The following is a 22434-nucleotide window of genomic DNA, read 5'->3' on the forward strand; positions in this document are numbered from 1 at the left end:
CGACCGTTCCCAAGAGGATCATGCCGAACACGCAGCCTGTCCCCGATACCGTGCCCGCGGGCTGGAGCGGGTCCACGGATACAAAGTCAACAGACTTCCGCGGACCACAGACCGCATCCGAGGTCACCATCCACCTGGACAACGTGCTTCCGGCGCTTGAGTCGCTGCGCTCGCAGGCCGGCCGCCTCTCCGACTGGGGAACAGAACTCGCCCACCGGCTCTTGTCGGGACAACGGCTTCTGGCCGCGGGCAATGGGGGATCGGCCGCCGAAGCCCAACACCTGACCGCCGAACTCGTGGGCAGGTTCGACGCCGAACGCGCACCCTTCTCCGCGATTTCCCTCCATGCCGAAACCTCCGCCCTCACGGCACTGGCAAACGACTACGGCTATGAGGAAGTCTTTGCCCGGCAGGTTAGGGCACACGGCCGGGCAGGGGACGTCCTCATCCTGCTCTCCACCAGTGGACGCAGCCCCAACCTCCTGTCCGCCGTCCGTGCAGCAGGGGAACGCGGCATCACCACTTGGGCGCTGACCGGCGCCGGACCCAACCCGCTGGCAGACGCCTGCGACCAAGCCATCACTGTGGATGCCATCGCAGCCAACGCCCAGGAAGGCCACCTCATTGCCGTCCATGCGGTATGCCGTGCCTTCGATGCGGAGGTCGCGAGACGGGCCGGGCCCCGCACGGCCGCAGACGGAGCGAAGCCATGAAAGTAGCCGTGGCCATGAAAGTAACAGTGGTCGGAGACGTCCTCCTGGACGTGGACATCAACGGCACCGCCACGCGCCTCAGCCCCGACGCTCCCGTGCCCGTGGTGGACGTCGCCGACATCCGGCGTCGGGCAGGCGGCGCCGGACTGGTGGCTACCCTGCTTGCGCGTGATGGTCACGACGTCGCCCTGGTCACCGCGGTATCGGACGACGACGGCGCGAGCTACCTCAGGCGCGCCCTGGCCGGTGTCGCCGTACTCACCGGAGTCCCGCTCGCCCCAACGCCCACCAAAACCCGGGTGCGAATTGGAACCCACCCCGTGGTCCGGTTCGATGAAGGATGCGCGCCCGCCCCTTCCCCTTCATGCACCGGGGAGATGCTCGCTGCCATTGCCTCCGCGGAAGCGATTGTCGTGGCCGACTACGGCCGCGGAATGACAGACAACATCGACATCCGCACCGCGCTCGCCGATGCTGCCCACCACGTCCCGGTGGTGTGGGATCCGCACCCTGCCGGTGCGGAGCCGGTGCCGGGTGTCGCCGTCGTGACGCCCAACGTCGGAGAGGCCCGGGCCGCTGCGAAGGCGGGCGGGCTCGATCCGTCCCGGGCCGCCGCGGCGGATGCGGGGAAACATTTGCTGGAACGCTGGCGCAGCAATGCTGTCCTGGTCACGACGGGCGAGGACGGTGCGGTTCTAGTGGAGGCTTCGGGGCTGGGCAAGATCATCCCCGCTCCCAAGATAATGGTGGACGATCCTTGTGGCGCGGGGGACCGCCTGGCCGGGAGCCTGGCCGTGTATCTGGGCAAGGGGCTCGCGCCGCCGACTGCTGCGGCCAGGGCTGTCGAAGATGCTTCCGCGTTCCTCGCCAAGGGCGGGGCCTCCTCCCTGGCCATGGATACCAGCACCCCGTCAGTTGGAGGGGACGCAAGGGCAACGGCGGGTCCCGTCGTCGAGCTTTTTGGGCGCTTCCCCGGCCTGGAACCCGGGGTCCAACTCGCGCGGGCGGTCCGCGCGAAGGGAGGGACGGTGGTGGCGACCGGCGGCTGCTTCGACCTCCTGCATGCCGGTCACGCCCGCACGTTGGCCGCGGCCCGCGACATGGGAGATTGCCTCATCGTTTGCTTGAATTCCGATGATTCAGTGCGGCGCCTCAAGGGCCCGCACCGGCCGATCGTCAGCATGGAGGACCGGGCTGAACTCTTGCTCGCGTTGTCCTGCGTCGATGCCGTAGTGGTCTTCGACGAGGACACTCCCGAAGCCTGCCTGAACCAACTCCGGCCGGATATTTGGGTCAAAGGCGGGGATTACCAACCCGATGAATTGCCTGAAGCCAGCCTCGTGGCGGTGTGGGGAGGGCGATGCGTCACAGTGCCCTTCCATCCGGCCCGCTCCACCAGTGGCCTGGCCGAAGCATTGGCCAAAGTCAGCTGACCGTAACTGCCTGCAATGAACCGACCACCGAAAGGAACCGCATGAACACCCAAATTCCCGGCCGCGTCATCGTCACCGGAGGCGGCTCCGGCCTTGGCGCTGCAATCGTCGATGCCATCCGTGACGCCGGAGGCACTCCCTTCGTGTTCGATCGCGATATCGGCAACGTCTCGGGAGCGAAAGCCTTGGAAGTAGACGTTTCCAACCGTGAATCAGTCGAAGCGGCCGTGAAGGAGGCAGCCGAGACCCTCGGCGGCCTGGACGGCGTGGTGACCGCTGCGGGCATCGACCGTTGCGGCAAGCTGGCCGACGTTCCCGCGGCGGAGTGGGAAAAGGTGATTGGAGTGAACCTCCTGGGCACCGTTTCCGTGGTCCGTGCGGCGCTGCCTTACTTGAAGGAATCCAAAGGCAGGGCCATCACCATCGCATCGACACTGGGCTTGCGCGCACTGCCGGATGCCACGGCGTACTGCGCCTCCAAGTTCGGCGTGATCGGCTTCAGCCGTGCATTGGCCGCCGAAACCGGGGGAGCCATAGGGGTCACCACCATCATTCCCGGGGGCATGAAGACGCACTTCTTTGATGACCGCGACGAACAGTACAAGCCGCAGGACGATTCCAAGCTCAATGATCCTGCCAATGTGGCGCAGGCCGTGGTGTTCGCGTTGTCGCAGCCGTTTGGCAGCGAAGTTCGCGAGCTCCTTATTTGCCCCGCAGAAGAAGGCTCGTGGCCATAAGGTCGCGCACATCCTGCACAACGTCCGCCACGGCGATGCCCCTGATCAGGGTGTCGTCGTGGCCGCAGTGCCGTGCTGACCAGCCCACTTGCGTTACGTCGGCTCCACAGCGCGGGCACTCGGTCACCCACGACATCTGAAGGCGGTGCAGGCTCCGGCCCCGGGGTCCTGCGTTGAAGACGTTGCCTACCCAGAAGATCCCTACGGTTGGTGTTCCAAGTGCTTGCGCCAAGTGCCGGGGGCCGCTGTCGCTGGCCAGCATCACGGTGGCCGTGTCCAGGAGCGCCGCGAGTTCGCCGAGCTCCAGTTCACCGGCGACTGAGCGCACCGTATCCTTGTCCCTGGCGATCAGCTGGCCCGCGGCTAGTTCTGCTACTTCCTGTGCCAGTGCCTTTTCGGAGCGATCACCCACGACCAAAACTTGCGCACCTTCCTGCGCGATGGTCGCCGCGGCTTCAGCAAAGTACGACGCCGGCCATCGCCGCCGGGGATCGGTGGCACCCGGGTGGAGCACAAGGAGGGAAGCCCGCCCTGGGTCACGCAGGCGCTTGATGTTTTGCTGGTGTTCGGGCAGGGAACGCAAAGGTGGGGAAATGATGGTTGGTGCGCCGGCCAGGCCGGCTACCTCAAGCCACCGGTCGGGCTCGTTTTGGTAATAGATGTAATCGAGGTTGCGCTCCAGGGGCTCGGCATCCTTGGTTCGGGTGCCCACCGTGTGCCGCGCCCCCAGGCGGAGCAAGAAAGGGTTGGAGTACCGGCCGCCGCCATGCATTTGCAGCGCGAGGTCAAACTTGCGGGCGCGCATGGAGGCGAAGAATTCCTCCTGGGCCAGTCTCTCCGCGGTCTCGTCTTTTGGGTCTCGGTCGCGGACGCCCTTGGCAAACGGGAGAATCTCGACGTCATCAACGGGCCCATCCGTACTGGCCGCCAACGCCGCGTGGATCGGCGTGCCCAAGAGCGTGATGGCAGCTTCGGGGTAGGCCGCTTTCAGGGCATGGAGCGCAGGGTAGGTGTAGATCACATCGCCCAAACCGCCGCCCCTGAGGACCGCAATCCTTTCCACGTCCGCGAACTTCTCCAGCACAGGGCCAACGCCTGAATTCGGTTCAACAACCATCTGGGCTTCCCTTCGTCAAGGAGTTGGAAAACTCACGAACCCGGCGTGTGAACCGCGGGGCTGTGGGGTACCTGAGGGGAGCAGGAACATGCCGCCTCTACCGGAAGGTACCCAATGGCACGGCTATCCAATCAAGAAGGCTTGGCCGAATGGCTGCCACGTAGCTTGGCTGAGGAAAGGCCCGTGGTGACAGTTGTTGGCGACGCAATCCTGGACGGTTGGTGGGATGGGCTGATTGAGCGCTTTTGCCGTGAAGCTCCCGCCCCAGTGGTCCAGGTTCAGCGCCGGAACTTCGCTCCCGGAGGAGCCGCCAATACTGCCATGAACCTGGCAGCCCTCGGAGCTGACGTCAGGTTTGCCTCGTTGGTGGGCCAGGATTCCGCCGGGGAGGAACTCCTTGGGAGACTCGCAGCGGCTGGCGTAGACACATCCAGCGTGCTGCGGCATCCAGGAATGGTCACCACCACCAAGTTCCGGGTGAGCAGCGCCGGTCAGGTGATGCTTCGCCTGGACGACGCCGCCACTGAGATTCCTTCGGAAGGCCTGGAGGAGTTGGCGGCCGCCATCCCGGGAGCGCTGGCGGGTTCCGACGCCGTGGTGCTCTGCGACTACGAGGCCGGTGCGCTGGAGGGGCCGGTGCGCGCCGCTTTGATGAATTCCCTTGGACCCGGCCGTGGTTCTCAAATGGGGTCCCCTGGTTTTCGGGCCGACCTAGGCCACAGGCAACGCACGCTGGTAGTGGTCGATGCCCATCATCCTGCCCGCTGGGCGGAACTCAAGCCGGATCTCGCCACCCCGAATGCCCAGGAAGCTGCCGGTCTGCTTGGAACTGAGCTTCCCGGTGGCGCAGCCCGTTGCCCCTTTGTGGAGGCCCACGCAGATCAACTCCTACGCGTCTCAGGGGCGGACGCCGTCGTCGTAACTTTGGACCGGGATGGGACGCTGACGCTGCGTTCCAGCGGTCCGGATTCCAGCGGCATCGATACGGACGGCGCGGGCCCAAATGGACTCAGCGCCAGCCACCGAACCTGGGCGCGACCGGAAGCCGAGAAGCAGGCCTCCGGTGCCGGCGATACGTTTGTAGCTGCGCTGACCCTGGCTCGGGCGGCGGGGCTGCCCTTGACTACCAGCGTGGACCTCGCCCAGGCCGCTGCCGATGTGGTGGTCCACCGCCCCGGCACCTCCGTATGCACCACGGACGAACTTGCCCGGCACCTTGGTGGGTTCGCCGATACTGCGCTGACCGCCGATGAACTGGCCAGGCAGGTCCAGGCGCACCGCCGGGAGGGCCGTAGGATCGTGCTGACCAATGGGTGCTTCGACGTCCTGCACCGCGGCCACACACGCTATCTGAACCAAGCCAAGCAACTGGGCGATGTCCTGGTGGTGGCACTTAACAGCGATTCCTCAGTGCGGCAGCTGAAGGGACCGGACCGGCCGGTGAACCCCGAGGCGGACCGTGCGGCCGTGATCGCCGCGCTCAGCTGCGTGGACCATGTCACGGTGTTCGATACCCCAACTCCCATCCCGCTCATCGATTTGCTGCAGCCCGATGTGTACGCCAAAGGTGGGGATTACACGCCCGAAATGCTGGCCGAGACCGCGGCCGTGGAGCGCTATGGCGGCACCGTGACCATCCTTGATTACGTCCCCGAACACTCCACGACGGCGGTGCTGGAGCGTATCAGGGCCACGGGCGAGAGCCAGGAGTCCTGACGCTGGTCCGGCAACCAAATCGGAGGAGAGTTTCATGCGCATAGTCATCACCGGAGCCACCGGCAACGCGGGCACGGCATTGCTGAAGCGATTGCAGTCCGCCCGTTCGGAAGAGGGCGCGGACCTAGAACTCGTGGGCATAGCGCGACGCGAACCTGAGGATGCCGCCCCGTACAACGGAGTGCAGTGGCACACGCTGGACGTCGGCGACTACAGGGACCGTGAAGCGCTTGAGGCGGCCTTCGCAGGTGCTGACGCAGTGGTGCATTTGGCCTGGCTGATCCAGCCCAACCATAATCGCGAGCTTCTGCGCCGGACCAACGTGGCGGGAACAGCCCACGTATTGGGCGCGGCCAGGAAAGCCGGAGTAAAGCACGTCGTCGGTGCCTCTTCTGTTGGTGCCTATTCGCCGGCTCCCAAGGACCAAAGAACCAAAGAGGGTTGGCCGGCGGGCGGCATAAAACGGTCCCACTACAGTGTGGACAAAGCAGCGCAAGAGCGGCTCCTGAATGGCTTTGCCAAGGAGAACCCGGACATTGTGGTGGCCCGGCTGCGCCCGGCGCTGATCTTCAGCTCCGAGGCAGGCAGTGAAGTGGGCCGTTACTTCCTGGGGAAGGTCCTCCCGCGGCTTATCCCCCGTAAGCCGTGGCTGCCTATCCTCCCTATCCCCAACGAGCTGGTCTTCCAGGCAGTCCACGCCGACGACGTCGCCGATGCTTACTGGCGTGTGCTGGAACGTCGCGCCGAAGGGGCCTTCAATATCGCCGCAGAACCCGTGCTGGATCCCAACGCCTTGGCCTGGATTTTCAAAGCCCGGCGGCAGCTGCCCTTACCGCTTCCGGTACTCCGCGCCGTCGTCGAGTTCAGTTGGCGGCTGCGGCTGCAGGTGACCGACGGCGGCTGGGTGGATATGGCGGCAGGCGCACCCATCATGGACACAAGCCGTGCGCACAGCCTCCTTGGCTGGATGCCGCATCGGTCATCGATTGAGGCCCTGACGGAAGTGCTGGATGGCCTCGGCGCCGGCAAGGGACGGAAGGCCTCGCCGCCATTGACGCCACGCTAGCTTTGCCGTTCGGGGCTTCTAATCCGCCGTGGAAACCACGGTGATGATTCTGCGCAGGCTCATGGCCACTGACGCCGCCGCGTTCACCGAGGCCTGGCCAGCAGCAGCTTCCGTGACCGCATCCCCGAGAGCCGATACGCTTTCCTTCGCCCCTTCCAAATGGCTCTTCAATTCCCCGGCTTCCCCGTCACGCCACTGATCAATGACGCTTGACACCGCCTCCAGTGCCTCGGACAGATTCGCTATGACGCTGTCCGGAATGACGGTCCCGGCGTCCTCTTCCCAGATCACGCTGGCCAGGACGTCCGTGATGTCCTGCACGTGGAACGTCAGCCGCTCCACAGTGCGCAAGCCAGCCAGATCGCTTGGCAGGCGGCCAGCACGACGCCGGGACCTGGGGTTCGCTTTTGCGCTCAATTCCGCTTCATGGACGGCGGTCCGCACTGCTGCGGCGGTTGCTGCCAGTTCGCCGCTGCGACTGGCCCACGCTTCATGGTTGGGCGGCCACGATTCCTCCATGGCGCGTGCCATGTCCTTCAATTGTTGGGACAAAGCCCGTTGGTGCCCTGCCAGGGCGGGGTCTATTCCTTCGAGGTGCAGCGGTGGAAACACCAGCCAATTGACAGCGAAGCCAACTGCAACACCCATGGCCATTTGCAGGACGTAGGCAAAGGAGAAGCCCTCTGCATTGGAGTCCCCAAGGACAAGGACGAACAGGGCCGCCATGGGAACCCATTCGGAGGCGGCGCCCAGCCGGGGGAGACCACCGATGATCACGCCCAATCCCACCACCAAGGCAACTGCCAATGCCGTGGGTGCTGCCACAGTGGTCACGGCGAAAGCCATGCCAATGCCCAAGGCGAGGCCCATGAGGCTCTGCAGGCCGTTCCTGGCGGAATCCGCCACTGTGGGATGCATGCTCACCAGCGCGCCGAGCGGTGCGTAATAAGGGTAGGACGCCGCAGGACCTGGCATGAAGGGCGCGAGGTACCAGGCCAGTCCGGCCGCCGCAGCGGTTTTGACGGCGAACAGGAGTCGGTGACGCGTTACGGCTTTTCGAAGCGCGGGAATCAGCCGCCGCCTATAGGGCTTGTGGCTCATTGATCCAACGTTGGCAGGTCTTGCTCCGTGTGTCGAGTCGGGATTTCGATTCGGTATGGGGCGATTGAATCCCCCGCAAGCGGGTACACACCCATTGATAGTAACGATACTTACTATCCCGGCTGCTGTCCGCAGCCTGCCAACTGTGGAAAGAGAGCGACAATGACTGAGAGCCAATCGCCGCAGGACGGAAGCTTCGCGGCGCCACGAACTGGGGTCCCCGCAGGGACCGAGCCATATTCGGGAAGTTACCTGGACTCGCCGGTCGAAACCGAACCCACCGGCATGGAAACCGACGCCGAAGCGGGAACCACCGGTTATGGAGGCACCGGTTACGGAAGCACGACCGGGGGATCCGGGACCGTTGATTCCGCCAAGCAAGAGGCTGCCGAAGTAGCTGAAGTAGCGCGCGATGCAGCTGGCGGGGTCGTCGAAACAGCCAAGGCCGAGGCCGGAAACGTGGCCCAGGAAGTCAAGATAAACGCGCGTCAGTTGCTGACGCAGACCAAGGGTGAGCTGACAGAGCAGGCCGCTACCCAACAGCAGAGGGTTGCCGAAGGCTTGCGGTCCATCTCCGACGAGCTATCCACCATGGCCAATGCGTCCCAAGACGGTGGGGTGGCCACGGACTTGGTCCAGCAAGCGGCCCAACGGTCTTCCTCCATTGCCCAATGGTTGGAGAACCGGGATCCGGGCTCCCTCCTGGATGAGGTGAAGAGCTTTGCCCGCCGCAAGCCGGGCACGTTCTTACTGTTGGCCGCCGGTGCGGGTGTCCTCGCCGGACGGCTTGGACGGGGGATGGCCGACAACTCGCCCATGACTGGGACCGGTACATCGGATGCCACCACCCAGACGCCACGTGCCAGGTACTACCCCACGCAGGGTGGGGCTGTGTCGCCTCCGGCAGTTGACCTGCCCGGACCACAGGCGACAACCGCTGGATACGGAACGACGGGTGGATACGGAACGACGGGTGCCGCCGGAACAACCGCTGGTGCCGGAGCGGACACGGGATATGGCGCTGGCACCACCGGTGGCCTCGAGGGATCAACCGTCCCGTACCCGGAAACCGAAGCCGGCGGGGTTAAGGCGCAAGGTGATCCGCTCGCACGTCCCGACGATCCCAGCGATCCCGATGATCCCGTATATGGAGGTCCCCGATGAGTGGTCCCGCCGACCTTCCTCCCACCGAAGCACACATCAAAGCGGAAACCGTACCCCTCGGCGAACTGCTGAGCGACCTGACCCGCGACGTCTCCACGTTGATGCGGCAGGAAGTCGAGCTGGCCAAGGTAGAGCTCAAGGAATCGGCCACCAAGGCCGGAAAGGGCGCCGGGATGATGGCCGGAGCCGCTTGGGCCGGGCATTTGACCATGTTGTTCCTGTCCCTGGCGCTTTGGTGGGCCTTGGGTCAGCTCATAGGCCTGGGATGGTCCGCAGTTGTTGTGGCGGTCATTTGGGGCATAGTCGCGGCGGTGCTTGCCTCGATGGGTCGGAAGGAACTGAACACTATCAAGGGCATGCCGCGCACCACCGAGACAGTCAAGGAAATACCTCCAACCTTCAAACCGAATACTGAGGAGACACGATGACGCAGAACCCCGACGCCCTGCGCGCCGACATCGAACAAACTCGCAGGCGGCTCAGTACCAACGTTGACGCCGTTGCTGACAAGGTCACTCCCTCGCACATCGTTAACCGGAGGGTGGACAGGATCAAGACGGCCGTGTTTGGCGCGCGCGACGATGTGCAGGACCGGGCGGCCCACGCAGCCCACGAAGCCCAGGACGCTGTTTCCGGGGTGGTTTCGGACATTGGCGACGCACCCCAGGTGATTACACGAAAGGCCCAAGGCAACCCCATCGCCGCCGGCTTGATCGCCTTCGGTGCCGGTCTGTTGGTTTCCGCCCTCATCCCACCGTCGGACACGGAGCGCGAGGCTGCACAGGCAGTCAAGGAAGCGGCCCAGCCATTGACCGACGAGCTGAGCCACGCCGCGCAGGAGATGGCGGAGCACCTCAAGGAGCCAGCGCAGGACGCTCTCCAGAACGTCAAAGACAGCGCCACTGAGGCAGCTGCCAACGTTAAGGACGAAGGACAGGCCGCGGCTGCGGATGTCCAGGATCGTGCCACGACTGCCAGGGACAACCTCGGCAACCAGTAATCGCATGGCTCAACCCAACTGAGTCGCAGCAGATGCCGTCTTGAGCCCTCAAAACGGCATTAACTGCGACTCAGTTGGGTGCGCGGCAGGTAATTAGTGCACTTCGAGGATCATCTGCAGCAGGCGTGCTGCGGCTGGCCGCGCGGCGTGTTCCTCCACCCACTGCGCGCGGGCCAAGGCCTTGCTGACCGCCTGCGTGGTGATGCCGAGCTCGTGCGCCACGGCCTTTTGCTGGCCGCGGACACCGGGAGTGAGGAGGTCCAGCACCCGCCACTCGGCCGCGCTCCGGTGCTGCACGATGTGTCCGAGAAGCCGCAATACAGCTTCGGCTTCTGCTGCCAATGCCGTGAACGGACCATCAACAGCAACGGGGATTCGTTCCTTCCCGCTGCGGAGACGGTCAACAGCCCGCCGGGCATAGACCAGGCCGTGACCGGAAGCATCTTTGACCTGGTTGGGAAGGGGTTCGTTGATGGGCCCCACGCCGATTCCCACGTACCACTGACCCGTGCGGAGGGCGATCAATGCTGTGTCGACAGCTTGGTGGCCGGACTCGACGATGCCCTGCACCTCATCCTCAACCGAACGGTCGAAGTCGAGCCGTGCCGGGATATGCCGCAGGTCCTTGAGGAGCTCGGGCACGAGGTCACCGTCCCGACGACTGTCGCGTTGGTTGATGGTCAGAGTGAACATAGTGGATCACATGCTACCGGCTGGTAGCCGCTCTGCAAGGGCTTGTTTTCCTTATTTCTTTAGCACCCCTGGTTCAGGGGTGCGTCAGGCCAGGGCGGTGCGTCCGGTGACGACGACGGCGGGCAGCGCACCTGCCGACACCCGGCGGGCCTCGGATATCCCGGCGTTATGCATCGCATTCTGGATGGCACCCACTACGGCGGCAGGATCCTCATCGCTGGAAAATACCCAGAACTTGTTACGTGCACGGAAGACCAGAGCGTTCCTTCCGGCAACACCCAGCGACGTCTTTTCCCGCGCCACCAGGCGGCGGTCGGGATCAGTGCCATCCGCGGTGGTCACCGCCTTGATGTAAGCGGGAGCGATCTCTGCCCACGGGAACACCAGCGTGCTGTGCGTCTGGGAATAGCGGGCCACGATCCCGCGATCGAACACCAGGAGCTTGCGGAAGCTGCCCAGCAGTGTCATGGACCAGAGAACCAAGCCTGTAAGTGTGCTGGCCACGATGAAAAGGCCCGGATCGGCGAAGTGGCCAGGCTCCCGCGTGGAGGTTGTTGGCGTGATGAACTCACCGATTGCGCCGAAAAGGAATCCCACTGCCAAACAGGGAATGAGGAGCTTCCAGAAGACGTGCCGCGAGGACGCGATATGACGTAGCTGTCCCAGCTCGGGGCCGAGCCTGCGCTCAGTGCGCCTTACCAGCCAGTTACGGCCGCGCATCAGGACGCTGGCCGTAGAGATTTGGCAGGTTCTGCCGCTCAATATCGGCGGCTTGGGCAGCCGCAAGGACCTTCGGATCCGGAACGGGCTGCTGCCCATTTGCCACGCCGGATCGCCGATCAAGCGCGGCAAATTTCGGGTCCCACGTATCGCCCGAGCTCCCGCTGAACGCCGCCAGAATCAGCATGACCACGAAGAACGGGAAGAAGGACCAGCAGATGGCACGCCATCCGCCCAACCAGGCGCCCGCCGTCGTGCCGTCCTTGATCCGCACGGATCGCATGCCCGCAGCGGCATCGCCGACGCTTCCGGCAGTGCCCCAGATCATGCCGTATACGAACAAGCCAACGAACCAGAGAACGACGTAGAGAGTCAGCCAGAAGCCGTCATTGAAGGCCAGGAGTGAGCCGCTGTTCATCATGGCATTGCGTGCAACCGCCGTGATCGTGGCCAGGACGCCGTAGCCCGCAAGGAACACGACTGCGTCAAGGACGCGGCCCCAGAAGTGGGCTCCTCCGGATGCTTTCACGAAGTACGCGCCAGTCCCGGGATGACGGCGTACAGGGCGGCCGTTGACGGCATCAACTAAGCCAGTGGCGGTTTGGGACTTCGGAGTGCTCATGAGGTCAGGCCAGCCCAGCCAGCCCGCCGAGGACGTCGGCCAACGTAGCTGAAGAAGTTTCCTTCAATTCAAGTGAGACAGATTCGCCCTCTACCCGCGGAGTCAGGACGTGCACGCTGCTGGGGCCGGTGTACACGGTGACAGTAGGAAAGTCGTTTGTGTCGGCGTTGAAAACCACTACGTTGCTGGCCGCTTGGGTGTCGGCCAGAGCGGTCGCCGCGTACTCTTCGAACTCGGCCTCCGTGTAAACATTCGGATCAGTGTCGCGGTGGGCCACCGTGTTCGGATCAACAAATTCAGCAAGGCGCGGAGCCAGTTGATCGCGGGTGACAACGGTGAAGCCGTGCAGCCCGCCTTCGTCCACTTCCTCCAGCAGCACGCCGTCATCGTGGATGTAGCCGTAGAGCCAGCGCTTGCCGGTGGAAACGGTCCGTTCCACGGACACAACGCTGCTGCCGCTGCGGCGAAGCGTCAGGGCACCGGTGATTTCCTCGGTGGCGTGCAAGCGGGTGGGTTCGGTCTCGCCTTCAAAGATGACAGGGTAGACGAGTTCCTTGGCGAGCAGTCCGCGCAGGGCCACCGCGCACATAAGCTCCTTACTGGCATCCTGCGCTGTGAGCCACGGAAGGGCGACGATTTGTTCGTGCTGGACGCCGTCCAGTGCAACAACCTCTTCATCAGTCAACGTCGGCAAGGACTTGCCGACCGCGCTGGCCGACGCCAGGACCTTGGCTGCAGCCTGTACGTCCCGTTCGGTCCATTTCATGGTGCTGGTGGTCATCCGAATATCCCTCCGACAAAGTTTCCGACTGACTTGGCGGCATTACCGACCCCGTCTGCCACCTTACTGCCTACATCCTTGGCAAAATTGCCCACTTCCCGGGCGCCATCGGCGACATAACTGCCAGGGTTCCGCGCGAAGTTACTAATGGAATCCCAGTTGTCAGCCACCAGGTTGCCCAGGGCCCAGGCGCCGGCAACGATGCCCGCACCGATCACGATCGGGGCGCCGATGGGCCCCAGCAGGGCTGCGCCGCCAGCTGTCATGAGCATGATGCTTCCCACGCCGCCCACTACGGACAGGCCGCCGGCAACCCGGTCTCCCGTACCGCGCCAACCGTCGTGCTCGGGACTGATCATGTCGCTGATGCCGCCCACGATATTTAGCGGCGCCGCCAACGCCCCAGCGATCCGGAGGCCCTTGGAGAACTTCGTGGCGTCCTGAAAAGCCTGGCTGTAAGGAATGTTCGCCTTGAGGTCCGTGATGACGTCAGTGACCTTCTCGCCGCTGCGCAGGGCACTTAGGGCATCCCGCAGCACTGTACCGCCGGCCCGCCAATTGGTGAGTACCTCGCGGGTCTTGACCCATTCGGCGTGACCAAGCTTGCCGTACTTGTAGGCAGTCCAGAGCTGCGCACCCAGTTCCTTGACACCTGTTGCTGTGTCATAAACATCTTTCAGGACGCCCACCGATGTGCCGGAGCCGTCATTGTGGCTTGCAAATTCCTGCTGGTTGGCGTGCTTCTTGAGCTGGCTCGCGTTGTCCCGCAGCATGTTGGCGGCCTTCACCAGGCTCTGCCTGTGCTGGCTGTTCCAATCGCTCTTGAAGACTGTGGCATCGCGTCCTTGCCACGCCGTTGCCGAGTTGATGGCGTTGGACAGCTGCGCGCTCTGCAAATTGATGGCGTCGGCAGCTTTGCCCATGACGCCGGCCAGACTGCGTAGCTGCGCAATGTCCGCGCCGTAGAACCCAGCCATGTGAAACCCCCTGTGTACATGCGTCGTAAAGTCTCGTCCCAGCCTAGGCGGACCTGGAAGCGGCAGCGATGGGGAGACATCCCCATGTGCATAACTCCGACTTAAAGTGCGACGGCGGCTGGTGCGGTTCACATGGAACCGCACCAGCCGCCGTCGGGCAAGTCAAGCGCAGGGCGCCTGCGTGCCAAAGGCAGGGCCGTTAGTGGCCTTCGGCCGAGAAGCGCTTGATGGAAGCTTCCAGCTCGGCTTCGGCAGCGGCGCGGTCGCCCCAGCCCTCGGCCTTAACCCACTTGCCGGGCTCCAGGTCCTTGTAACGTGTGAAGAAGTGCTCGATTTCCTTGATCAGGAATTCGCTGACGTCGCTGACTTCCTGGATGTGGTCGAAGCGTGCGTCAACCGGAACGCAGAGGACCTTGGCGTCTCCGCCGCCGTCGTCGGTCATGTTGAATACGCCGATGGGGCGGGACTCAACGATGACGCCCGGGTGCAGGTCGAAGTCCTGCAGGAGCACCAGTGCGTCCAGGGGGTCGCCGTCTTCGCCCAGGGTGTTCTCAAAGAATCCGTAGTGCGTCGGGTACTGCATGGAGGTGAAGAGGACGCGGTCCAGGCGGACGCGGCCGGTTTCGTGGTCAACTTCGTACTTGACGCGCGATCCCTTGGGGATCTCGATGGTCACGTCGTGCTTCATGGCGTGCTCCTTGACGGGTGGGGGTGGGGCGCGGCAGGCGAAAGTGCAGCCGGCGCCGCCGACTACTATTGAGGATATAGCGAGAGGCCCGGGTTTCTTGAACCGGCGGGACATTTTCAGGACTGACAGGACCAAGCAACTGCATGAAGGGCGTTAAAAACGGGGGTGCCCGGAAGTGGGTGTCCACGGCGTGGGGGCGCTTGAAGTGGCCGATGCTGTTGACGTTGGTTCTACTGTGCGTGGGGGCGATCGTGGTGGTCGGCATGGTGCCAGGACTCTTCAGCGCACCCAAGCCGTCACCTTCCGCGCCGCCATGGCAGCAGGAGCCCGGCCGCCTGTCCCAGGCCAACGGCGTGCTTCCCCTGGACCCTGATGCGCCAACACCGGTACCAGCTGAACTGTCACGCCTTTTGAATGCGGCCCTGAAACCGTCCGGTGCCGGCAGCATCACTGGCGTGGTCATGGACGCCTCCACAGGCACGGTCCTGTTCGACCGCGATGCCAACGCGAACCGCATCCCGGCGTCGAACATGAAGCTGTTGACCGCAGCGGCCGCTTTGAAGGCGCTCCGTCCCGAATCGCGCTTTACCACCCGTGTGTTAGCCGGTGCTGACGCGTCAACAGTGGTGCTGACCGGGGGAGGGGACGTGCTGCTCGGCGGAGGTGCTTCCGATCCCGCGGCTGTGATGGGCCGGGCCGGGCTTGCAACCCTGGCCGCCGATACTGCCGCTTCTTTGGCTACCGATGGGGTCAAAGGGCCCGTGACCGTGCAGGTGGATGACTCGCTGTTCACGGGCGCGCCACTGAATCCTGCGTGGAGCCTTGACGACGTCGCCGCCGGTGAGACTGCCCCCTTGTTTTCCCTCGCCCTGAACTCCGGGCGCTATTCATCCACGATTACCACCGGGGCGCGTCCCCAGGATTCGGCATTCACCACCGCCCAGGCTTTCGCCGAACAGTTAGTGGCTGCCGGCGTCGAGGTGCGTCCCGGCGTCGAACGCGGCAAGGGCGTCCCGGCGAAGGTGCTGGCCGCCGCTGAGTCCGCAACCGTGAGCGAGCAAGTGGACCTCATGTTGGAAACCTCGGACAACTTCCTGGCCGAGGCGCTCGGGCGCATGACCGCCATTGCTTCCGGACAGGAAGCCACGTACGACGGCGCCACTGCAGCCGTGCGGCAACGGCTGGGGGAGTTGGGAATCGCCGCCGGTCCGATGCAGTTGGCCGATGTTTCGGGCCTTGCCTTGGAGAACCAGGTCAGTGCCCGCCAGTTTGCGGAAGTAGTCCGTGCCATCACCAGCGGACCGGACCTCAGCCTGCGGACCGCCCTGGACGGATTCCCGGTGGCGGGACTTACCGGCACCCTGGACGACAGGTATGTGGACCCAAGCACTGCCGAGGGTGCAGGCCTTGTCCGTGCCAAAACCGGGACGCTCAACACCGTCATTGCTTTGAGCGGGTACGTCGTTGACGCTGATGGGCGACTACTGGTGTTCTCGTTCATCGGCAATGGCCTGGAACCGGGTGCTGCTGGAAACAAGGTGGCGATGGACCGCTCGGCGTCTGTGCTGGCCTCTTGCGGGTGCCGCTAGAAGCAAACTCCCCCCGCTCCGCGCGGAGCGAACTTAAGGGCCCATTGTCAGTGTCATGTGGTGTGATGGACCGTATGGTGTCATCTGCCCGAGATTCGTCAGCAGGGGCCCCGTCCCTGATCAATTGGGACCTGGCCGCCTCCACGGCTGCCCGGCTTACCCCTCCCGGTCCCGCGCTGAGCGCTGGGGAAATCGGCAAGGCGGTGGACAACCTGCGTTTCAACGCGGATATCTCTGTCCCGCACGTCCACGACATCACCGGGCTTGAAGCGGCGCGGGATCTGCGGGATTCGCACGTCCTCGTCGTAGACCGCGCTTCATGGTCCAAAGCCAACACCCAGAGCTTCTCCGTCATGCTCCAGCCGGCCCTGGAGAAAATGCTGGAGTCCCGCAGCAGTTTGTCCATGACACCGGCTGCCGCTGCCGCCAGCGGTGCCATCACGGGCAGCCAGCTCGGTGCGATCCTTGCTTTCCTGTCCAGCAAAGTCCTGGGGCAATACGACCCCTTCGCGGCGTTGGCCCCGGAAGCCCACGTCCCCCAGGGCGGGCGCCTTCTCCTCGTTGCACCGAACATCATCTCCGTGGAACGCGAACTCAATGTGCACCCGGACGACTTCAGGCTTTGGGTATGCCTTCACGAGCAAACCCACCGCGTTCAGTTTGCCGCCGCCCCTTGGTTGCGCGACCATATGCTGGGCGAAATCGAGAAGCTCAGCAGCCATCTCCTCGGCAACATGGATTCCCTGGTTGAACGGGCGGCTGCCGTAGCCAAGTCCCTGAAGGACCGCGCCGCATCGGGCAACGTTCCGGGCCGGGGTGCAATTCTGGACCTCCTGCAGGATCCCGAGGAGAAGGCTTCCCTGTCCCACATCACTGCCGTCATGAGCCTCCTCGAAGGTCATGCCAATGTGGTGATGGATGCCGTGGATTCCAGCATCGTCCCGTCGGTGAAGACGATCCGCCAACGCTTCAATGACCGCGGCAAGGACCGCGGCATCATTGAGAAGTTCATCCGTAACCTCCTCGGTCTCGACGCCAAGATGCGCCAGTACACGGACGGCGCAAAGTTCGTGCGCGAGGTTGTTGAAGTCGGCGGAATGGAAGGCTTCAACAAGGTGTGGAACTCAGCAGAAAACCTTCCCACCGAGGAAGAGATCCACAATTCCAGGCAGTGGCTTGAGCGGATGGGGCTTTGAGCGTACCTGTCTTTGATGGCGGCATCGATAGTGGTTCTGATAGTGGTTCCGGCAGTGGAATGACAGGCAAGGGCCGACGCCGGCCGGGCCGTTTGGCGCCAGTCGTCGGCAAGGCGCGGAAGCAGCTGCAGAACGCCCTGGCCGCTGCGGGTTACCCGGAGCGTGTGCTCGTAGCTTGCAGCGGAGGGCCGGATTCACTTGCGCTCGCAGCTGTGGCTGGATACTTCGCCCGGCGCGGCCATGTGGACGGGCACCCGATCTCCGTGGCTGGCGTCGTGGTTGACCATCAACTTCAGGCTGGCTCGGCAGAGGTAGCTTCCCGGACGGCAGCTGTATTGCGGGATCTGGGGCTTGCACCTGTAGAAGTGCGCACGGTGGAGGTCGCATCCACTGGGTTCGGGCCTGAAGCTGCAGCCCGCGATGCCCGGCACGCAGCACTCGAAGCCGCCGCAGATGACCTCGGTTGCGATCACATCCTGCTCGGGCACACCTTGGATGACCAGGCCGAACAGGTGCTCCTGGGCCTTGCCCGCGGCTCAGGTACACGTTCCTTGGCTGGCATGAGGCCGGTCCGGGGACGCCTGCTCCGTCCCTTCCTGGGCCTCCGGCGGGAAGAAACCCTGGAAATCTGCGAGGTTGAGGACCTGGAGCCGTGGCATGATCCGAGCAACAATGACCCTGCGTTCGCGCGCTCGCGGACACGCGCCGAGGTCATGCCTGTGCTGGAAGAAAAGCTGGGGCCGGGTGTTGCCGAATCTTTGGCCAGGACTGCCGCGATTCTGCAGCAGGACGCCGATTTCCTTGAGGATCTCGCAAACGAGACGTATCTCTCCCTGGTACACCGAACTGAAGACGGCTCGTGGATGCCGGAGGACGCCGTCCGCGGGCTTCCGGCAGCGTTGAGGTTCCGCGTCATCGCGAAGGCGGCGGCCGACGTCGGGGGCCAGCAACCCGGGTACGGGCGGCTCCAGGCCGCGGAAGCGCTGCTTCGTCGCCAGGGTTCGGCGGGACCCGTTGAACTTCCCGGCCACGTTAGCGTATATCGCCTGTCCCTCAGCGATTTGGAGCAGGAACGGGCGGGATCTTCCGTTGCTTCGGCTGCTGCCGGGACGGGTGATTCGGCCACTGGCGGTCCCCGCGAGGCCGCGCGCTGTGGGAAGCTAGTATTCCGGCATCAGAAATCGCCCCAACAGTAGCCGCACCCGAGCATCAAAACAGGAGCCATTGGTGGATTCAAACGACGTCCAGGCAGATCTCAAGCACGTTCTTTACACCAAAGAGCAGATCCAAACGCGCATCGCTGAACTGGCTGCGCAGATCGACAAGGACTACGAAGGCCGCGAACTGCTGATCGTTGGTGTCCTGAAGGGTGCCGTGATGGTCATGGCGGACCTGGCGCGTGCTTTGCACAGCCACGTCAGCATGGACTGGATGGCGGTTTCTTCCTACGGCTCCGGCACGCAATCCTCGGGCGTTGTCCGGATCCTGAAGGACCTCGATACGGACCTCATGGGCAAGGACGTGCTGATCGTCGAGGACATCATCGACTCCGGCCTGACGCTTTCATGGCTCAAGTCCAACCTGGAATCGCGCGGTACGGCCAGCGTCGAGATCTGCACGGCCTTCCGTAAGCCCACCGCGGCAAAGGTTGAGATCGACGTCAAATACGTCGGCTACGACATCCCCAACGAGTTCGTTGTTGGCTATGGCCTGGATTACGCGGAGAAGTACCGCAACCTGGACTTCGTGGGCACGCTGGCCCCACACGTTTACGAGTAACCTGCCCTTTACTTGCGCCTTTTCAGGCAAACATAAGGACGTGGGAAGCCGTTGACGAACAAAAGCATTGGCATCAAGGATGTAGCCGTTGCCGCCGGCGTGTCTGTCACCACTGTTTCCCACGTTCTGAACGACGTGGCCTACGCCCGCATCAGCGCGGAAACACGGGAGAAGGTCAAAGCCACGGCGGAACGCCTCGGCTACGGCCCAAACCGCCTGGCCCAGGCCCTGCGCACGCAGCGTACCGGGATGCTGGGGCTCATCAGCGAGGAAATTGCCACCACACCACACGCAGGGCGGATCATCCTTGGTGCGGATGAGGCCGCCAGGGCGCGGGGCTACAACCTGATGATCATCAACACCTCTGGTGCGGCAAGCGACGAGTCCCGGCAGGCCGACGTCGAGGCCCTTCTGGAGCGCCGCGTTGATGGCATCCTGTATGCCACCATGTACCACCGCGAGGTCACTTTGCCGGAGAACCTGAGTTCGGTTCCCGCGGTGCTTGTGGACGCTGAAAGCCTGGCGGGCAGCGTCGCTTCGGTAGTCCCCGATGAAGAGGGCGGCGCAAGGGTAGCCGTGCAGAGCCTTCTGGACGCCGGCCACCGACGGATCGGTTTCCTGAACAACACCGACGACGTCCCGGCAACCCGGGACCGCCTGCGTGGTTTCCGGAACGCCTTGAACGAAGCAGGGCTCGACGGCGGTGCCGCACCTGTGGAGTCCGAACTTTCCGAAGTGCAGGGCGGCTATGTTGCCGCCTTGCGGATGTTCAAGCGCGAGGACCGGCCCACGGGCCTGTTTTGCTACAACGACCGCATGGCCATGGGCGCCTACCGCGCAGCGGCAGAGTTGGGAATCAGCATTCCCAACGAACTTTCCGTGGTGGGTTTCGATGACCAGGAGCTCATCGCGGCCAACCTCCACCCAGGCCTGACCACAGTGGCCTTGCCCCACTACGAGATGGGTGCCTGGGCCACCGAGCGCCTGATTGATGCCATCGAAGGCAAAACAGACCTCGCTGTCCTTGCTTCCAAACCGACGATTCTGGAATGTCCCCTGGTGACCCGTGATTCCATCACTGATCCCCATGCAGGTCTGTCCTAGCCCGTCATAGGCGAGTATCCTGTGTACGCCCAGAGGGAACTTTTGAGCATTCCAGTGCGTGAATAACTGGGAACGGTGTATAGCTAGAAACTGAAGCAGCACCATTCGCGCGCAGAAGTTGCGCCTCGCAGCACTACCAGGAGGGACGGGGCGAAACCCCGATCAGATGAAAGCTAAGAGTTTCTTCAAGGGCCCGGGCATCTGGATTGTTGTCGTCGTCGGCTTGCTCCTGGTGGCATTCGCAACGCTGGCTCCGGGCGGTTCCACACGCATTGACACCAAGGACGGCCTGGAGCTCCTCGCGCAAAGCGGCAAGGTTGAGCAGGCCAAGATTTTCGACGCCGAGAACCGCGTTGACCTGGTGCTCAAAGACAGCCTGAACATCGATGGCCAGGACAAAGGGAAGAACGTCCAGTTCTTCTACGTCACGGACCGTGGTCCGGACGTCGTCAAGGCCGTTACCAGCGCCAACCCGGACAAGGGCTTCACGGACCAGCCGATCGAGAACAACTGGTTCTCCGGACTGTTCTCTTTGCTCATCCCCGTGCTGCTGCTCGGTGTGCTGTTCTGGTTCCTGCTCTCCCGCATGCAGGGTGGCGGCTCCAAGGTGATGCAGTTCGGCAAGTCCAAGGCCAAGCTGGTCAACAAGGACATGCCGCAGGTGACCTTCTCCGACGTCGCCGGTGCTGACGAAGCAGTGGAAGAGCTCCAGGAAATCAAGGAGTTCCTCCAGGAACCGGCAAAGTTCCAGGCTGTGGGCGCCAAGATCCCCAAGGGCGTGCTGCTCTACGGCCCTCCAGGTACCGGTAAAACGCTGCTGGCCCGCGCTGTTGCGGGTGAAGCCGGCGTTCCCTTCTTCTCCATCTCCGGCTCGGACTTCGTGGAAATGTTCGTCGGCGTTGGCGCTTCGCGTGTCCGCGACCTTTTTGAACAGGCGAAGGCCAGCTCGCCGGCCATCATCTTTGTGGATGAAATCGACGCCGTTGGCCGTCACCGTGGCGCCGGAATCGGTGGCGGTAACGATGAACGCGAACAGACCTTGAACCAGCTCCTTGTGGAAATGGACGGCTTCGACGTCAAGACCAACGTTATTCTCATCGCAGCCACCAACCGTCCGGACGTCCTGGACCCCGCGCTGCTCCGCCCAGGCCGCTTTGACCGCCAGATCACCGTTGAAGCCCCTGACATGGTGGGCCGCGAGCAGATTCTGAACGTCCACGCCAAGGGCAAGCCGATGGCCCAGGGCATCGACCTCCGGGCTGTTGCCAAGAAGACCCCCGGTTACACGGGTGCTGACCTGGCCAACGTCCTCAACGAGGCAGCCCTGCTGACGGCTCGTTCAAACGCCAACCTGATCGATGATCGCGCTTTGGACGAGGCAATCGACCGCGTCATGGCGGGCCCGCAGAAGCGCAGCCGCGTCATGAAGGAACTCGAGCGCAAGATCACCGCCTACCACGAAGGTGGCCACGCACTGGTTGCAGCTGCCTTGCGGAACTCAGCTCCGGTCACCAAGATCACCATCCTTCCGCGTGGCCGTGCACTCGGCTACACCATGGTGATTCCCGAGGACGACAAGTACTCGGTTACCCGCAACGAACTGCTGGACCAGATGGCCTACGCCATGGGTGGCCGTGTTGCTGAGGAAATCGTGTTCCATGACCCCTCCACCGGCGCGTCCAACGACATCGAGAAGGCCACGTCAACGGCCCGGAAGATGGTCACGCAGTACGGCATGAGCGAACGTGTTGGTGCAGTGAAGCTTGGCCAGGGTGGCGGCGAGCCGTTCCTCGGCCGCGACGCCGCGCAGGAGCGCAACTTCTCCGACCAGATCGCCTACGTCGTGGACGAGGAAGTACGTCGCCTGATCGACCAGGCGCACGACGAGGCTTACGCCATCCTCACCGAAAACCGCGATGTCCTGGACCGTCTGGCACTGGAACTGCTTGAGCGGGAGACCCTCAACCAGGCCGAGATCGCCAAGATCTTCCACGACATCCGCAAGCGTGATTTCCGCGAGATCTGGCTGTCTAAAGAGTCCCGTCCTGTCCAGTCGATTCCGCCGGTTGAGTCCCGCGCGGAGAAAGCTGAGCGCGAGGCCCAGGAACAGGCCAAAAAGGCCCGCTTGGACGAGCCGCTGGACGCTGTGGCCCCGCACTCCCAGGGCGTCAGCAGCCAGGAGTCATTCCAGTCACCGGGACCCGACGGCGGCACCGACTCTCCGCTTCACGGCTAAGC

Annotated in this window: 22 protein-coding genes; 14 read left to right on the forward strand and 8 right to left on the reverse strand. The window is 63.7% G+C overall.

Going from position 1 to position 22434, the window contains the following annotated elements; translation table 11 throughout:
* Positions 1-20 precede the first annotated feature (20 nt).
* From LDN75_RS00515 to LDN75_RS00525, 3 genes are read left to right on the forward strand one after another with little or no spacing between them, the layout of a single operon-like run.
* Positions 21-713 (forward strand): SIS domain-containing protein, encoded by a 693-nt coding sequence (locus LDN75_RS00515; RefSeq protein ID WP_223937687.1) that lies wholly within the window; start codon positions 21-23, stop codon positions 711-713.
* A gap of 14 nt (positions 714-727) precedes the next feature.
* Entirely contained in the window at positions 728-2146 is a 1419-nt protein-coding gene (gene rfaE2 / locus LDN75_RS00520; protein ID WP_223937688.1) for a D-glycero-beta-D-manno-heptose 1-phosphate adenylyltransferase, read from the forward strand.
* Positions 2147-2187: 41 nt separating this feature from the next.
* Positions 2188-2883 carry an SDR family oxidoreductase gene (locus tag LDN75_RS00525; RefSeq protein ID WP_223935269.1) on the forward strand — a complete coding sequence of 232 codons (696 nt, stop codon included), beginning with the start codon at positions 2188-2190 and terminating at the stop codon, positions 2881-2883.
* Here the strand turns inward: LDN75_RS00525 and LDN75_RS00530 are convergent.
* Complete coding sequence (locus LDN75_RS00530) at positions 2849-4000, reverse strand: glycosyltransferase family 9 protein (protein WP_223935270.1); 1152 nt, start codon at positions 3998-4000, stop codon at positions 2849-2851. The genes LDN75_RS00525 and LDN75_RS00530 overlap by 35 nt on opposite strands.
* A 114-nt stretch (positions 4001-4114) precedes the next feature.
* Here LDN75_RS00530 and rfaE2 (LDN75_RS00535) point away from each other — a divergent pair, with 114 nt between their 5' ends.
* Together rfaE2 (LDN75_RS00535) and LDN75_RS00540 are read left to right on the forward strand one after the other, a co-directional pair.
* Positions 4115-5716, forward strand: a complete 1602-nt coding sequence (gene rfaE2, locus LDN75_RS00535; RefSeq protein WP_223935271.1) for a D-glycero-beta-D-manno-heptose 1-phosphate adenylyltransferase — start codon at positions 4115-4117, stop codon at positions 5714-5716.
* Positions 5717-5750: 34 nt separating this feature from the next.
* Positions 5751-6782, forward strand: coding sequence for an NAD-dependent epimerase/dehydratase family protein (locus LDN75_RS00540; RefSeq protein WP_223935272.1), 1032 nt, complete (start codon positions 5751-5753; stop codon positions 6780-6782).
* Between the two features lie 18 nt (positions 6783-6800).
* On the opposite strand, the gene LDN75_RS00545 is transcribed toward LDN75_RS00540, so the two are convergent.
* Positions 6801-7883 (reverse strand): aromatic acid exporter family protein, encoded by a 1083-nt coding sequence (locus tag LDN75_RS00545; protein ID WP_223935273.1) that lies wholly within the window; start codon positions 7881-7883, stop codon positions 6801-6803.
* A 162-nt stretch (positions 7884-8045) separates the two neighbouring features.
* Between LDN75_RS00545 and LDN75_RS00550 the strand changes: the two genes are divergently transcribed.
* The 3 genes from LDN75_RS00550 to LDN75_RS00560 are packed head-to-tail and all read left to right on the forward strand — an operon-like array spanning position 8046 to position 10047.
* Positions 8046-9047 (forward strand): hypothetical protein, encoded by a 1002-nt coding sequence (locus tag LDN75_RS00550; RefSeq protein WP_223935274.1) that lies wholly within the window; start codon positions 8046-8048, stop codon positions 9045-9047.
* On the forward strand, positions 9044-9475 hold the full coding sequence (locus LDN75_RS00555; RefSeq protein ID WP_223935275.1) for a phage holin family protein: 432 nt from the start codon (positions 9044-9046) through the stop codon (positions 9473-9475). The genes LDN75_RS00550 and LDN75_RS00555 overlap by 4 nt, the downstream gene beginning before the upstream one ends.
* Positions 9472-10047 (forward strand): DUF3618 domain-containing protein, encoded by a 576-nt coding sequence (locus LDN75_RS00560; RefSeq protein ID WP_223935276.1) that lies wholly within the window; start codon positions 9472-9474, stop codon positions 10045-10047. The genes LDN75_RS00555 and LDN75_RS00560 overlap by 4 nt, the downstream gene beginning before the upstream one ends.
* A gap of 93 nt (positions 10048-10140) precedes the next feature.
* Here LDN75_RS00560 and LDN75_RS00565 read toward each other — a convergent pair whose 3' ends face one another.
* The 6 genes from LDN75_RS00565 to LDN75_RS00590 all read right to left on the reverse strand — a co-directional run bounded on the left by LDN75_RS00565 (position 10141) and on the right by LDN75_RS00590 (position 14528).
* Positions 10141-10740 carry a hypothetical protein gene (locus tag LDN75_RS00565; protein WP_223935277.1) on the reverse strand — a complete coding sequence of 200 codons (600 nt, stop codon included), beginning with the start codon at positions 10738-10740 and terminating at the stop codon, positions 10141-10143.
* 84 nt (positions 10741-10824) lie between these two features.
* Positions 10825-11502, reverse strand: a complete 678-nt coding sequence (locus LDN75_RS00570; RefSeq protein WP_223935278.1) for a hypothetical protein — start codon at positions 11500-11502, stop codon at positions 10825-10827.
* Positions 11447-12082 carry an RDD family protein gene (locus tag LDN75_RS00575; RefSeq protein WP_223935279.1) on the reverse strand — a complete coding sequence of 212 codons (636 nt, stop codon included), beginning with the start codon at positions 12080-12082 and terminating at the stop codon, positions 11447-11449. The genes LDN75_RS00570 and LDN75_RS00575 overlap by 56 nt, the downstream gene beginning before the upstream one ends.
* Positions 12083-12086: 4 nt before the next feature.
* Entirely contained in the window at positions 12087-12863 is a 777-nt protein-coding gene (locus LDN75_RS00580) for a hypothetical protein (RefSeq protein ID WP_223935280.1), read from the reverse strand.
* Complete coding sequence (locus LDN75_RS00585) at positions 12860-13840, reverse strand: hypothetical protein (protein ID WP_223935281.1); 981 nt, start codon at positions 13838-13840, stop codon at positions 12860-12862. Before LDN75_RS00585 ends, LDN75_RS00580 begins: the two co-directional genes overlap by 4 nt.
* A gap of 199 nt (positions 13841-14039) precedes the next feature.
* Positions 14040-14528: an inorganic diphosphatase gene (locus LDN75_RS00590; RefSeq protein ID WP_144663396.1), complete on the reverse strand. Its 489-nt coding sequence runs from the start codon at positions 14526-14528 to the stop codon at positions 14040-14042.
* Between the two features lie 143 nt (positions 14529-14671).
* On the opposite strand from LDN75_RS00590, the gene dacB reads away from it, so the two are divergent.
* From dacB to ftsH, 6 genes are all read left to right on the forward strand, one after another.
* The gene (gene dacB, locus LDN75_RS00595) at positions 14672-16117 is read left to right on the forward strand and encodes a D-alanyl-D-alanine carboxypeptidase/D-alanyl-D-alanine-endopeptidase (protein WP_223935282.1); all 1446 of its coding nucleotides are present in this window, start codon (positions 14672-14674) and stop codon (positions 16115-16117) included.
* Positions 16118-16191: 74 nt separating this feature from the next.
* Complete coding sequence (locus LDN75_RS00600; RefSeq protein WP_223935283.1) at positions 16192-17313, forward strand: zinc-dependent metalloprotease; 1122 nt, start codon at positions 16192-16194, stop codon at positions 17311-17313.
* Positions 17314-17438: 125 nt separating this feature from the next.
* Positions 17439-18509, forward strand: coding sequence for a tRNA lysidine(34) synthetase TilS (gene tilS / locus LDN75_RS00605; RefSeq protein WP_346347181.1), 1071 nt, complete (start codon positions 17439-17441; stop codon positions 18507-18509).
* 31 nt (positions 18510-18540) lie between these two features.
* Entirely contained in the window at positions 18541-19092 is a 552-nt protein-coding gene (gene hpt / locus LDN75_RS00610; protein WP_216924216.1) for a hypoxanthine phosphoribosyltransferase, read from the forward strand.
* 51 nt (positions 19093-19143) lie between these two features.
* Positions 19144-20196 carry a LacI family DNA-binding transcriptional regulator gene (locus tag LDN75_RS00615; RefSeq protein ID WP_223935284.1) on the forward strand — a complete coding sequence of 351 codons (1053 nt, stop codon included), beginning with the start codon at positions 19144-19146 and terminating at the stop codon, positions 20194-20196.
* 166 nt (positions 20197-20362) lie between these two features.
* Positions 20363-22432 (forward strand): ATP-dependent zinc metalloprotease FtsH, encoded by a 2070-nt coding sequence (gene ftsH / locus LDN75_RS00620; protein WP_223935285.1) that lies wholly within the window; start codon positions 20363-20365, stop codon positions 22430-22432.
* The last annotated feature ends 2 nt before the right edge of the window (positions 22433-22434 follow it).

This window comes from Arthrobacter sp. StoSoilB5 (assembly GCF_019977235.1).
Taxonomy (GTDB): domain Bacteria; phylum Actinomycetota; class Actinomycetes; order Actinomycetales; family Micrococcaceae; genus Arthrobacter.

Excerpts from the sequence above, each read along its gene's own strand:
- LDN75_RS00515 (WP_223937687.1), top strand. The coding sequence starts at position 21 with ATGCCGAACACGCAGCCTGTCCCCGATACCGTGCCCGCGGGCTGGAGC.
- rfaE2 (WP_223937688.1), top strand. The coding sequence starts at position 728 with ATGAAAGTAACAGTGGTCGGAGACGTCCTCCTGGACGTGGACATCAAC.
- LDN75_RS00525 (WP_223935269.1), top strand. The coding sequence starts at position 2,188 with ATGAACACCCAAATTCCCGGCCGCGTCATCGTCACCGGAGGCGGCTCC.
- LDN75_RS00530 (WP_223935270.1), bottom strand. The coding sequence starts at position 4,000 with ATGGTTGTTGAACCGAATTCAGGCGTTGGCCCTGTGCTGGAGAAGTTC.
- rfaE2 (WP_223935271.1), top strand. The coding sequence starts at position 4,115 with ATGGCACGGCTATCCAATCAAGAAGGCTTGGCCGAATGGCTGCCACGT.
- LDN75_RS00540 (WP_223935272.1), top strand. The coding sequence starts at position 5,751 with ATGCGCATAGTCATCACCGGAGCCACCGGCAACGCGGGCACGGCATTG.
- LDN75_RS00545 (WP_223935273.1), bottom strand. The coding sequence starts at position 7,883 with ATGAGCCACAAGCCCTATAGGCGGCGGCTGATTCCCGCGCTTCGAAAA.
- LDN75_RS00550 (WP_223935274.1), top strand. The coding sequence starts at position 8,046 with ATGACTGAGAGCCAATCGCCGCAGGACGGAAGCTTCGCGGCGCCACGA.
- LDN75_RS00555 (WP_223935275.1), top strand. The coding sequence starts at position 9,044 with ATGAGTGGTCCCGCCGACCTTCCTCCCACCGAAGCACACATCAAAGCG.
- LDN75_RS00560 (WP_223935276.1), top strand. The coding sequence starts at position 9,472 with ATGACGCAGAACCCCGACGCCCTGCGCGCCGACATCGAACAAACTCGC.
- LDN75_RS00565 (WP_223935277.1), bottom strand. The coding sequence starts at position 10,740 with ATGTTCACTCTGACCATCAACCAACGCGACAGTCGTCGGGACGGTGAC.
- LDN75_RS00575 (WP_223935279.1), bottom strand. The coding sequence starts at position 12,082 with ATGAGCACTCCGAAGTCCCAAACCGCCACTGGCTTAGTTGATGCCGTC.
- LDN75_RS00580 (WP_223935280.1), bottom strand. The coding sequence starts at position 12,863 with ATGACCACCAGCACCATGAAATGGACCGAACGGGACGTACAGGCTGCA.
- LDN75_RS00585 (WP_223935281.1), bottom strand. The coding sequence starts at position 13,840 with ATGGCTGGGTTCTACGGCGCGGACATTGCGCAGCTACGCAGTCTGGCC.
- LDN75_RS00590 (WP_144663396.1), bottom strand. The coding sequence starts at position 14,528 with ATGAAGCACGACGTGACCATCGAGATCCCCAAGGGATCGCGCGTCAAG.
- dacB (WP_223935282.1), top strand. The coding sequence starts at position 14,672 with ATGAAGGGCGTTAAAAACGGGGGTGCCCGGAAGTGGGTGTCCACGGCG.
- LDN75_RS00600 (WP_223935283.1), top strand. The coding sequence starts at position 16,192 with ATGGTGTCATCTGCCCGAGATTCGTCAGCAGGGGCCCCGTCCCTGATC.
- ftsH (WP_223935285.1), top strand. The coding sequence starts at position 20,363 with ATGAAAGCTAAGAGTTTCTTCAAGGGCCCGGGCATCTGGATTGTTGTC.